General features: G+C 57.2%; 9 protein-coding genes. 5 read left to right on the top strand and 4 right to left on the bottom strand.

Features of this window, described 5'->3' with window-relative positions:
- Nucleotides 1-176: 176 nt before the first annotated feature.
- Together lysA and argS are read right to left on the bottom strand one after the other, a co-directional pair.
- On the bottom strand, nt 177-1,646 hold the full coding sequence (lysA, locus tag CCHOA_RS04100; protein WP_123927224.1) for a diaminopimelate decarboxylase: 1,470 nt from the start codon (nt 1,644-1,646) through the stop codon (nt 177-179).
- A 141-nt stretch (nt 1,647-1,787) separates the two neighbouring features.
- The gene (argS, locus tag CCHOA_RS04095) at nt 1,788-3,440 is read right to left on the bottom strand and encodes an arginine--tRNA ligase (RefSeq protein WP_123927221.1); all 1,653 of its coding nucleotides are present in this window, start codon (nt 3,438-3,440) and stop codon (nt 1,788-1,790) included.
- A gap of 916 nt (nt 3,441-4,356) precedes the next feature.
- Between argS and CCHOA_RS04090 the strand changes: the two genes are divergently transcribed.
- From CCHOA_RS04090 to CCHOA_RS04075, 5 genes are all read left to right on the top strand, one after another.
- A complete protein-coding gene (locus CCHOA_RS04090; RefSeq protein WP_123927218.1) occupies nt 4,357-6,027 on the top strand; it encodes an L-lactate permease in 1,671 nt (556 codons plus the stop codon).
- 219 nt (nt 6,028-6,246) lie between these two features.
- Entirely contained in the window at nt 6,247-6,423 is a 177-nt protein-coding gene (locus tag CCHOA_RS10790; protein WP_206425825.1) for a hypothetical protein, read from the top strand.
- A gap of 435 nt (nt 6,424-6,858) precedes the next feature.
- Nucleotides 6,859-7,644, top strand: coding sequence for a (Fe-S)-binding protein (locus tag CCHOA_RS04085; protein WP_123927215.1), 786 nt, complete (start codon nt 6,859-6,861; stop codon nt 7,642-7,644).
- 23 nt (nt 7,645-7,667) lie between these two features.
- Nucleotides 7,668-9,257 (top strand): lactate utilization protein B, encoded by a 1,590-nt coding sequence (locus CCHOA_RS04080; protein WP_377740087.1) that lies wholly within the window; start codon nt 7,668-7,670, stop codon nt 9,255-9,257.
- Nucleotides 9,258-9,260: 3 nt separating this feature from the next.
- Complete coding sequence (locus tag CCHOA_RS04075; protein WP_123927208.1) at nt 9,261-9,920, top strand: LutC/YkgG family protein; 660 nt, start codon at nt 9,261-9,263, stop codon at nt 9,918-9,920.
- Between the two features lie 397 nt (nt 9,921-10,317).
- Here the strand turns inward: CCHOA_RS04075 and CCHOA_RS04070 are convergent, their stop codons facing one another.
- A complete protein-coding gene (locus tag CCHOA_RS04070; RefSeq protein WP_123927205.1) occupies nt 10,318-10,890 on the bottom strand; it encodes a DJ-1/PfpI family protein in 573 nt (190 codons plus the stop codon).
- 338 nt (nt 10,891-11,228) lie between these two features.
- Nucleotides 11,229-12,458, bottom strand: a complete 1,230-nt coding sequence (trpB, locus tag CCHOA_RS04065; protein ID WP_123927202.1) for a tryptophan synthase subunit beta — start codon at nt 12,456-12,458, stop codon at nt 11,229-11,231.
- Nucleotides 12,459-12,937 lie beyond the last annotated feature (479 nt).

The following is a 12,937-nucleotide window of genomic DNA, read 5'->3' as shown; positions in this document are numbered from 1 at the left end:
CCGTCTTCGCTGTGGCATTGGTTGTTGGCAGTGGTGGTGCCGACTATCCCGAAGTGAGGATCTGCGGCAGGCTCCTGGCTGCCAAAGGAGCCACATTCCGCTGAAGTCTGCCGCGTGTGGCCGCACTATATTGCGGGCGACAATTCTTTGCTGTGCAGGCTTGGATCGGCAACAGTTTACTTGTCACAGTCAAGGGCGAGGACATCATCCAAGGTTTCCCGGCGCATCATGAGTGACGCTTTACCGTCGCGCACCGAGACGATCGCCGGCCGCAGCATCATGTTGTAGCGCGAACTCATCGCATAGCAGTAGGCTCCGGTTGCTGCGACTGCGAGCAGATCACCGGTTGCAATGTCGTCCGGCCATAGCGCTTCGCTGATGAGAATATCCCCAGATTCACAGTGCGATCCAACCAGCCGGGATGAAACCGCGGAACCAGATGTGTTGCGGTTGGCGACTCGCGCCTCATAGTCCGCGGCATATAGCGCAGGGCGAATATTGTCGCTCATCCCGCCGTCGATGGCTAAATATCGTCGAGTTCGATCGGCAGCAGTGTGCACATCTTTCACATTCCCCACGGTATAGACTGTCACCGCGGCAGGACCGGCAATTGCACGGCCAGGTTCCACCAACACGGTTGGTTGTTCCATTTCCAGCTCAGCGCTTTGCCGGGCAACTTCGTTGAGCAAGGTGTGCGCAACCTGTGACACATCAAGCGGCTGCTGATCGGCAACATAAGCAATACCGTAGCCGCCACCCAAGTCGAGCAGGGTCAGTCGGTCAGCATCCGCAGGGCGGATTTCTTGACGCACATCCCGCATCAGGTGCAGGAGTCGTTGCGCGGCAAGGGAGAAGCCTTGCGCATCAAATACTTGCGAGCCGACGTGGCAGTGCAACCCCACCAATTCCAGATTCGACGCTGCAACTGCTTCCAAACAGGCAGCCTTCGCCGCACCGCTGGCGAGGGAAAACCCGAATTTTTGATCCTCGTGAGAAGTAGCGATGAACTCATGAGTGTGCGCCTCAATACCAGGTTTTACCCGCACTAGCACTTCCTGCTGGCTGTTGTGTGCCCGGGCAATCGCGTTGAGCTGACCGATTTCTTGAGGAGCATCGAGCACCACGTGCCCTACCCCGGCGGTAACACACAGGGTGAGAAAGGCCTCCGACTTATTGTTGCCATGCGCGGTAATTCGTTCAGCAGGAAAATTTGCGGCCAGCGCGATTTGGAGTTCGCCCAGTGATGCTACATCGAGGCTGAGTCCTTCTTCGTTTACCCACCGGGCGATGCGTTTAGTAAGCATGGCTTTCGAGGCATAGTGCACATGGTGTGCGCCACCGAAGGCGGCGGCCATGGCCTGGCATCGGCTGCGGAAGTCTTCCTCGTCGACGACGAACAGCGGGGTTGCGTATTCGGCGACCAGATCGGTGAGCTTCACCCCACCGATTGCCACTACACCGTCTTCGTCACGGGTGGCGGTAGCCGGCCACACATGTGCCGGCAACTCGTTGAACTGGGTAGCAACTGCGGGGGTGATGGATTGGTGCGCACCTTGAAATGCGCGTTTTTCCACACTGTCAAATGTGCCGCTGGTCAGTCCAGTGTTGGCCCTAAGCTCGGGGGAATTAAATCGGGCAGGGGTCATTGTGGAAGATTCTCAAACTTTCTCAACGAGGAGGGAAACAAGTTGCTGCACACAGCTGTATCGGGGACAGTGCACGCGAGGTGGCGCTGCCACAGCCTGCGGCAGCGCCACCGAAATAAGATGGTGGAACCACCTGGCACGCTACATGCGTTCAGGGGCAGTGACCCCTACCAGCCGTAGCGCATTGGCTAATACCTGCCGGGTGGCTAGCGCCAAAGCAAACCGGGTGGCATGCAATGGTGTCGCTTCCTCCCCTGCTTTCGGCAAGATCTGGCAGGAATCGTAGAAGCGATGGAATCGGCCAGCCAACATTTCGGCGTAGCGGGCAATGCGATGTGGTTCACGCAGTTCCGCAGCCGCCAACACCACCTGTGGGAATTCCCCAAGGGTGCGGATCAAGTCGCCTTCTTTTTCGTGGGTGGCCAAGGCATAGTCGGCGGCTGTGACATCGACGCCGGCTTCAGCTGCGCGGCGGGCAAGCGAACACAGCCGGGCGTGGGCATACTGCACATAGTAAACCGGGTTATCGTTTGACTGGCTTGCCCACAGATCCATATCAATGTCGAGGGACTGGTCAACACTCGAGCGAATCAGCGCATAGCGGGCAGCATCCACCCCGATTGCTTCAACAAGATCATCGAGGGTGATTACGGTGCCAGCCCGCTTCGACATCTTTTTGATTTCGCCATCTTTGACCAGGTTCACCATCTGGCCGATCAGCACCTCAACCTGTTGCGGATCGTAGCCGAGCGCGGCTGCGGCAGCGCGCAGACGAGCAATATAGCCGTGGTGGTCAGCACCTAACATGTAGATGCACAGGGTGTGGCCGCGTTCAAATTTATTCACAACATAGGCGATATCACCGGCGATATAGGCTGCTTCGCCATTAGATTTCAGCACGACGCGATCTTTGTCATCGCCATAGTCGGTGGACCGCAGCCACCATGCGCCGTCGGCGTTGTACAGCTTTTCGTTGGCTTTAAGCGTTGCAATGACTTCGTCGACCGCCCCGGATTCAAACAGGGAATTTTCGTGGAAGAAGACGTCAAAGTCGGTGCCAAACTGGTGCAGAGTTCGTTTGATGTGGTCAAACATCATGGTGGTGCCACGATCGCGGAAGGCTTCGCGCTGTTGCTCGTCCGGCAGGCTGGTGATTTCCGGCTGCTCGGCGACGATAGCGGTAGCAATATCGTGAATATAGGCACCGCCATAGCCATTTTCTGGGGTGGGTTTGCCGTGAGCGGCAGCGATCAGAGAGTCAACAAAGTTGTTGATCTGGTTGCCGTGATCGTTGAAATAATATTCCCGGGTGACTGCCGCACCGCTGAAGCTGAGAATTCTTCCCAGGGAGTCCCCGACTGCTGCCCACCGGGTGCCACCGAGGTGAATCGGTCCGGTTGGGTTTGCAGAGACGAATTCCAGATTGACTTTCTGGTCGCTGTAGCGATTGTTGGAACCGTATTTTTCCCCTTGGGCGAGCACATTGGCTGCGATTTGTCCTTGCGCATCGGCGGCGAGGGTGATGTTGACAAAGCCAGGTCCTGCCACATCAGCGGTGTCAATTGCGCTGGTTTTTTCCAGTGCGACGACCAGCCAAGTGGCAAAGTCCCTAGGCGATACTCCGAGCTGTTTTGCATGAACGAGCGCCACGTTTGTTGCATAGTCGCCATGTTCAGGGTTGCGGGGGCGTTCCACGGTGACCTTGTCGCCGATCCGGTCGGCTTCAAGATTATGGTCTGCTGCCACCTGTTTGGCGGTCTGGGCAATGAGTTCTGCAAGATCGCTTGGAGTCATGACCAGTAATGCTAGCACTAGCTCTGCAAAATCCGGCAGGTACAACCATCAGCGCGGGTGCGCCGTAAACGCAGTAGCGTTCCACGCAGCCTGGGCACTGTTTGGTAAGGGATCGTTGTTTGCGACACCACGCGGAAACACGGTTGAGCCTCGCCGCACTGTGGCATGCAATTTCGACGGGGATGATCAACGCGGAGGACCATCCTCGGGCACAGTATGCGATGTGGCATCACCGATACACACCAAGCCCGTTGCGGCAATAGGTGAGGATGCAAGACTGGGTGAGTCACTGACGTTTGACAGGGGTAGCGCGGTAGCCACAGAGCAGACATGAACGGTGTCGGTACCTGAAGTTCCCATACCCCCTATCTGGGGTTACTTACGGGTGGCTTCGCGCCCGGTACACGGCAGCGTTTTCCATGTTGAGATGCTGATAGCTGGCACCTTACTTCCTGAGCGGCACCGATCGACAAGACGTGACACCAACCACACTTGACCGGTCAATGAGGGGAAGGAAACACCCATCATTTACAGTAAGGGGGTTCATTTTTCCCACGACCTCCCGGCGGGAAACAACACATTTCTTCCAAGGGCAGGTCATATCTTTTGCCATAGCGATGCTGCGCTGATGCGACACAGCGGTGGCCAAGCCGCCTTACCCGCCACGTTTGTTGGGTAATTGGGGTGGCGATAGCCCAAACCGTCCATTGCATCCAGTCAGCGATAGCACCAAAGTCCGCAGAACACCGAGTGCAGCGGTCACCACCGGAGCAGACCGCCACCGGATTTGGTTCAGCACTTGACCCGTCGCGTTCTCACCTCTGCCGAGGCGAGAAACTGGACAGCTACCAACATTGGTGTGTTGTGTACAGCAAGGTCGCAGATGGCTTGGATGAGCATCTATTTGGGAGTTCCTATGCAAGATTTCATCGCACAGACCGATGCGGTGGGCGGCAGCCTTGGGCTGTCTGCACTCGTGGCAACAATTCCGTTGCTCACCTTCTTCGCCTGCCTCATTGGCTTAAAAATGCGGGCCCACTGGTCGGCCCTGGTCGCGCTGCTTGCATCATTGCTTGTAGCGGTGATCGGTTTCCACATGCCAGTCGGCTTGGCTGTATCTTCCGCGTTCCGCGGTGGCATATTCGGCCTATTCCCTATCGCCTGGGTGATCGTGATGGCGATCTGGTTCTACGAGGTGACCGTAGTTTCTGGTCGCTTCGAGGATCTTCGCCGCTTCTTCGACCGACTCGGCAATGGCGACGTTCGTATTCAGGCGATTTTGATCGCGTTTTGTTTCGGTGGCCTGCTTGAAGCGCTTGCCGGGTTCGGTGCACCGGTAGCCATTACTGCCACAATGATTATGGCGCTGGGTATCAAACCACTGCGTGCCGCTGTGGTGGTGCTTTTGGCCAATACTGCGCCTGTGGCCTTCGGTGCCGTGGCTATTCCAATTACCACCGCGGGTGATGTTGCCGGTCGTACCACCGAGCAGACTGAAAATATTGCCGCAATTGTTGGCCACCAAGCGCCGATTCTCGCATTCTTCGTTCCTTGTATTTTGCTGTTTATCATCGACGGTGTCCGCGGTTTGAAAGATGCGTGGGTTCCGGCAGTCATCATCGGTTTCGCCTTTGGTTTGGCACAGTGGTTGACCTCAAACTTCTTTGTCTACCAGCTCACCGATATTGTCGCCTGCATTGTTTCCCTTGGTGTTGCAATCGCCTTCTTGCAGGTGTGGAAGCCGCGCGGCGTCGATGCAATGCGTGCCCGCCTCGAGCTTCCTGCCTACCGGCAGGCTGATAAGCTTCCTGGCCGTCGCATCTGGATGGCACTGATGCCTTATGCCGTGGTGACCTTCATCTTCGGGGTAGCGAACCTGGTTGATCCAATCCACAACTTCCTCGCCGGTCAGGCAGTAAAGATTCCGTGGCCTATTCTCAAAAACCATCTCTTAACCGCCGACGGCACCCCGGTGAATTCGGCCTACAAGTTTGACTGGCTGGCAAACCCAGGCACCCTGCTGTTGATCTCTGGTTTGGTGGTTGCGTTTATCTACTCAATGTTCGACGATGCTGGCCGCTACAAGATCACCATGGGTCAAGCAGTCAAAGAGATTGGTGCATGCATGTACCGCATGCGGTGGGCAGCGCTGACCATCGCCGCGGTGCTGGCATTGGCCTATGTAATGAACTACTCCGGCCAGACGGTGTCCTTGGGTGAATTTATTGCCTCCCTAGGCCCTGTGTATGCCTTCCTTGCTCCGACGTTGGGCTGGATTGGTACAGCGGTGACTGGTTCTGACACCTCCGCCAACGCCCTGTTCGGCAAGCTGCAAGTCACCGCCGCACAGACTGCTGGACTCAATCCGGATCTCATGCTTGCTGGTAACACCACCGGTGGTGTGGTTGGCAAGATGATCTCCCCGCAGTCGCTAGCTATTGCCGCCACCGCAGTGAAGATGGAAGGCAAAGAAAACGAAATCTTCAAGGCTGTCTTCCCGTGGACGATCGGCATGCTGTTTGTGGTGTGCTGCTTGATCTTCCTGCAAACCAACGTCTTCGACTTTATGGTGCCGGTCGTTCCATAGACCCACCGGAAGGTGTGCAGCGCTGCTCCCCTAACGCCAGCGCCTTGCCTTGCACCGTATATCGTCACTGTCCGCCCCGGCTCATCCACATGGTTGTGCCGGGGCGGCTGTTTGTTGCTCATCATCCGAAATCGTCCAACCGGCAGAGACTATGTCCGAACCATGCAGTGTTCCAGCATGCAATCGGGCACAGTATTGCCTTCTTGCTGTCCGTGCATCATGCGCGCAAATCTCACCAATGGGCACGGCGATGCTGCGCCAGCAACCGGCGCGCCTTCGCTGAAGTTCAGCGACGAGAAGGCAGCACAACCTGACCCAGCCACCGACAGCACAGACACCCGTTTCACTGTTATTTGCATCACAACCACAGCCAGCGGTGATATGGCATTCATCTAAGCGGGCAGGTCGCACGAGCAACCCCGGTTGCGCTACCGCAACTCATCAGGTTTTGGAAAGTTAGGTAAGGCTGTTCGTGCTCGTGATTGACCGGTTCACCGACTAGGATTTCCCACAGATAACCCCCGTTGTGGGGGAACAACCACGCAAGCTACCGTGCGTGACACGACATCAGCATGCGCATCGGGAGACCGCCGTCACTCACACCGGCATCTGCCTGCAGCAACAGGCTGCAAGCAGCAGGTTCGGTAGGAGAAGCGCAAACCTTCCGCCGTGTTCACACACAGCGCAACGGCATTTGCTGCATCGCAAGCAATCGTCAAGCACTGGCGGTTGCGATCCTGGTTTTAGGTTCGGTGGTGTGTTGGTTGTTCAACCAACTGGCAAATCACCTTGTTCGATTCATCAACGCCTGTTTACAGCTAAGGAGCATCGATGAAAGTCGCCCTCTTTTCGACCTGCATCGGGGACGCCATGTTCCCCGACGTGGCGAAAGCCACCGCAGTGATTATTTCCCGTCTTGGCCACGAAGTGGTTTTCCCAAAACAGCAAACCTGTTGCGGCCAGATGCATGTCAATACCGGCTATCAGCGTGAAGCTATCGGCCAGATTGAAAATTATGTGGAGGCCTTCGCCGATCCGTCGATCGACTGTGTGGTTGCCCCTTCCGGGTCATGCACCGGTGCAGTGCGTGAACAGCATGTGCATGTTGCTTCCCGCTACGGCACCACAGCACTCGTCGATGGGGCACGCACCGCAGCAAAGAAAACCTATGATCTCTCCGAGTTCATCATTGACGTGTGCGGCACCGACCAGCTGGGGGCATTCTTCCCCCACCGGGTGACCTACCACTCTTCTTGTCACTCGCTGCGTCCACTCAAGATCGGTGATCGTCCCCTGCAGCTGCTGCGCAATGTGGAATCTATCGACCTCGTTGATTTGCCGCATGCCGATGAATGCTGCGGCTTCGGTGGCACGTTCTCGGTGAAGAACGCAGAAACCTCTGCGGCGATGGTCTCGGATAAATGCCGCAATATTAAATCGACTGCCGCCGAATATGTCACCGCCGGCGACGCTTCCTGCCTGATGAATATTGGGGGTGCGCTTGCCCGCCAGCATGCTGGTGTGCGGGCAGTCCACATGGCGGAGATTCTCGCCTCCACCAAGGAACATCCCTGGACCCCCACTTCCGCTGTCTACTCCAAGGAGTTCATGCTGTGACGACGCTACTTGGCAACCCGAAAATGCCGCCGCGCGCCCCGAAAGAAGTGGGTCATCTGCGCGGGGATAAGACCTTTCAGCAGGCCGCCCATGTGGAACTGTACAACTCCACACAGCGCCGCAACCTGCATAACGCCACCCACACCATCCGCAATAAGCGGGCGGCAGTGATCTCGGAAATCGACGACTGGGAAGCGCTGCGCCACGCCGGTTCGGCGATTAAACGCGACGTCATGGCACGCATGCCAGAACTGCTGGAACAGTTCGAAGCAGCCGTGACTGCCCGCGGCGGCCACGTGCACTGGGCACGAGATGCGAAAGAAGCCGGCGAGATCGTCACCGAATTGGTGAAAGCCACTGGGGAAACCAATGTGGTGAAAATCAAGTCGATGGCCACCATGGAGATCGCCCTTAACGATCAGCTGCGGGCAGCCGGTATCTCAGCACGAGAGACCGACCTTGCTGAACTCATTGTGCAGCTGGGTCACGACACCCCGTCGCATATTCTCGTGCCAGCGATTCACCGTAACCGCGCGGAAATCCGGGATATTTTCATCAAAGAGATGCCGCATACCGATGATTCGCTCTCGAGCGAACCGGCAGAGCTCGCGGAAGCCTCCCGCACCTTCCTGCGGCAACAGTTTATGGTTGCTAAGACGGCAATCTCCGGGGCGAACTTTGGTATTGCCGAAACCGGTACGGTAGCCATTGTGGAATCCGAAGGCAACGGCCGGATGTGCCTCACCCTCCCGGAAACCCTCATCTCGGTGATGGGTATTGAGAAGCTGCTGCCAACCTTCCAAGACTTTGAAGTGTTCCTGCAGCTGCTGCCGCGGTCTTCCACCGGGGAGCGGATGAACCCATACACCTCTCTCTGGTCAGGGGTCACCCCAGGGGATGGTCCGGAAAACTATCACATTGTGCTCATCGACAATGGCCGCACCGCCACCCTGGCCAATGAGATCGGTCGCGAAGCCTTGAAGTGCATTCGCTGCTCGGCATGTTTGAATGTGTGTCCAGTTTATGAACGGGCCGGCGGCCACGCCTACGGCTCCACCTATCCTGGACCGATCGGGGCAATTCTCACCCCGCAGCTAGCTGGCATGGATGCCGAAGCCCACGACCCGAACCAGTCCCTGCCGTTTGCCTCTTCGCTGTGCGGCGCCTGCTATGAGGCCTGCCCGGTTCGCATTGATATCCCCTCTGCCCTGCTGGAACTGCGGCATCAAAAAGTTGAAGCCCACAAGCCGAAGGTGGAAGGCATGCTGCTTGGGGCAGTCGGCCTGGCGTTTAACAATTGGAAACTGTGGAACACTGCAACTTCCCTGGTTGCTGCTGGACGTCTGCTGGGCGGGTTCAACCACAAAATCACCCACCTGCCAAGTTTCCTGGCCGGCTGGACAGATGTGCGCGACACCGCTGTACCGCCGAAGAAAGCCTTCCGACAGTGGTTTACCACCGACGAGGCGCAAACCCTGCTCGCACAAGAACGCGCCAAGGGTATCCCTGGCCACACCCGGCCAAACCCAGCCGACGCCAAAACCCCCGACGCCTTTACTATCGGGCACGGCGAACCTGGCGACACCAACTTCCCATCACACCAGGAAGGGTAGACGATGAGTGTAGATACCAGTCGAAACCAGCAGGCCAAAGCCGCCATCCTGGAGCGTATTCGCAACGCCAACGCAATCGCCGGCGTGACCGATGCGCCGGTGGTGGTTCCCCGCGACTATGAACGCACCCACAACTATGCGTGGCCGGAGCTGAAAGAAATCCTCATCGACCGGTTGGAAGATTACAAAGCCGATGTAGTGCAAACCAGTGAATCCAAACTGGCCAGCGCCGTCGTAGAGGTACTGAGCAAGCGGGGCGCCACCGATGTGCGCTACGCCGAAGGACTCGACGCCAGCCTGTTTGCTGACTTCAGTGGCAAAGCCACCCCGGATGATCGCAGCTCGGATCCGCGTCTGCTCAACGATGTGGATGCGGTTGTCACCGACTCGACAGTGACCTCTGCGCAAACCGGCACGATTTGCCTTGAATCCAAGCCGAGCGACGGCCGCCGGGCACTCACCCTCGTTCCCGACTGCCACCTATGTATTGTGCGACAAGATAGTGTCGTCTATGGGGTTCCGGAGATGATCGACCGGCTCGACCGGGTTCGCCCAATCACGATGATCTCGGGTCCGTCGGCTACCTCCGACATTGAGCTCAACCGTGTCGAAGGGGTCCACGGGCCGCGTACCCTCATCGTCTTTATTGTCGATAACGACTAGCTCGCACTAGCCTGCACCCTGTGCAGACAAGTACACAACCGCAAACGGCCGCTGTAACCACTGGTGTTGCAGCGGCCTTTTTCGTTGTCGCAGGCGCAGCTCACTCTCGTTGTGCAGCCACACCCGCAACCACCCCGCAGCAGCCCCTACCGGCGATGAGTTGTCACACGAAAAGATGCCAACGCTCCCCCGGCTATCCTGCGCTGCAAGTACCGCAACGGTGGTGAACACTTCTCGCCTCCTACGCACGGCAATGCAGCGACAACAATCAAGGGCAGGTCACCGTCAAATGACCTGCCCTGCAGTATGTATCAATGGTGCCGACGCGCAAGCATTCTGTTGCTGCCGCGGCACGTCACGCCCGAGCGGGAATAAACCAAAAACGCTTGAGCTTCGGCTATTTTGTCGCGGTAGCGGTTGCTTCCAACAACGCAAGAAACGCCCGCATCCACGGGCCGTTGTCATTCCAGGCTCGAGCAGTAACAAGATTGCCATCGGTGACCGCTTCACTGTCCTCATACCGGCCACCGGCAGCCCGAATATCCGGGCTGACCATGGCAAAACCTGCACATCGAGCCCCTTCCAAGATGCCTGCAGCAGCCAAAATCAACGGCCCGTGACAGGTTGCCGCAATAGGCTTGCGCTGCTCGTGGAAGGTTCGCACCACCCGCAATACATCTTCATTCATCCGTAAATACTCAGGTGCGCGACCGCCGGGAATCACCAACGCCGCATAATCGTCAGGGTTGACCTCGGCGATGGCAATATCTGCCGGCCATCGGTGCCCAAGCTTTTCAGTGTAGGTGTCGAACGTGTCCACAAAGTCATGCACCACCAGTTGCACTGGACGATCAGTGTGCTGGGCGGCGATCACTGGCGTGTAACCTGCTTCGCGAAGCCGCTCATAAGGGTAGAGCACTTCCAAAGTTTCTCCACCGTCACCGGTAATGATCAAGACCCGTTTCGTCATAGGAACCACTCACCACGTTTCGTTGTTGCGAAAAAGTCAACTATTGAACAAATCACTCCGGCAGGGCCAACAAGACTTTGGCAAACCGTGACCGATCTGTTCGCCATTGAACCATCACCAACGCCCCCCTGACAAGGGTTTTTCCCTAAAGACAACACCCCACCACCCTTGTGACGAAACTCACAAGGGCGGTGGGGTGTTTGTGGTAGGCGTTGAGACAAAGCAGCCAACTGCAGCGCTTGCACTGCCAGCCGCCGCAGCAGCTGGTCGGCGAGTCCGCCAACTGTCGCCGTGGGAAGTCCAACCAAGACGTACCGATGCGGCTACGACTTCATCAATCACAAAGGCCTATTGTCACCGTTGCGCTTGGCAAGCACCTCAGCAACATAGTCGATATCTTTATCACCACGCCCGGAAAGGTTACAGATCACAATCTCATCCTTACCCATTTGACCTGCCAGTTCAATGGTGTACGCCAACGCATGTGACGACTCCAAGGCAGGAATAATGCCCTCGAAACGACACAGTCGTTGGAAAGCGTCCAACGTAGCCTCATCATCAGCGGTCACATAGTTCACCCGTCCCACCTCGTGCAGGAAGGCGTGCTGCGGCCCGACCCCCGGATAGTCCAAGCCGGAGGCAATCGAGTGGACCGCCGCCGGATCCCCGTCTTCATCTTGAATAACCAGGGTGTGCATACCGTGCAAATCCCCTGGTGATCCCGTGGTCATCGTGGCCGCATGCTGCCCAGCCTTATCCACCCCACGGCCAGCCGGTTCCACACCATACATTGCCACCTCCGAATCATCGAGGAACGCATCAAACAGCCCCATCGCATTCGAACCACCGCCGACACACGCAACCAGCGCATCAGGTAGACGGCCAGCGGCTTGCAGAATCTGCTCCCGGGCTTCCCGCCCCACCACCGACTGGAAATCACGCACCATCGACGGATAAGGATCAGGACCGACAACCGATCCGATACCAAAGAACACATCCTGATAGTCCCGGGCATAGGTCGCAAACGCCGAATCGACCGCTTCTTTTAAGGATCGACCACCTTCCTCAACGGCGACAACTTTCGCCCCCAGCAGCTGCATGCGCACCACATTCGGATGCTGTTTGGCGACATCGATCGCCCCCATGTGAATCTCACATTCAAGGCCAAGATAGGCAGCGGCTGTCGCCAATGCGACGCCATGCTGGCCGGCACCGGTTTCGGCGATCAGTTTCTTCTTCCCCATCCGTTTGGCGAGCAACGCCTCCCCGAGGCAGTGATTAATCTTGTGCGCCCCGGTGTGGTTGAGGTCTTCACGTTTCAGATAAATCTTCGCCCCACCAACATCGGCGGTGAGACGCTCAGCAGGGAACAACACCGAAGGCCGACCGGCAAAGATGGCAAGCAGCGATGCCAGTTCTTCTTGGAATTGTGGATCCTGCCGTGCCTGCGCATAAGCCTGCCGCACTTCAGCGATTGGCTCCACTAACTGTGGTGGCAGCAGCGCACCACCATATGCACCGAAGAAACCGTCACTATTGGCCTGGCGTAGATCAGTTGATTGAGACATAACGATGAAAAGCTCCTCACAGCAAAGGGAAACGGTTGCACGAACACCTAGCAGACCCACCGAAGGCTGCTGGCCTGGCGTATAGCAACCTTTAGCGTACTTGCTCTGCACCGTCATCGTTGCCCGATTTTCGCCACTTGAGGCATACCCCAAAGGCACACAATTCCGCTACCGGCAATCCGTCAAGTGCAGTTCACAGCATCAATTCGCGACGTGTGCAAAGCAAATTGTGCAAAGCCTCACATAGCACGATCGCTTCCATTAGATTGGGATCAACCACTACACATGGTTGACCACCACCAAGCCAGACCGCTGTTATACAACAGCTACGCCGCACCCGGTCACTGGAAGAAACCCCGGACGGTGTCGCCGCCTCGCTACAAGTGACACAGCGCAACGGTGTCGAACTAGCGGAATTCCCAGGCTTGTAGTTCAAACGGGGCTGGTTAACAACAAAAGGCCTGGTGGTCAACGGTGTG

Source organism: Corynebacterium choanae, assembly GCF_003813965.1.
GTDB lineage: Bacteria > Actinomycetota > Actinomycetes > Mycobacteriales > Mycobacteriaceae > Corynebacterium > Corynebacterium choanae.
The sequence above is the reverse complement of the archived record's forward strand: the minus strand, read 5'-3'. Positions and strand labels throughout refer to the sequence as shown.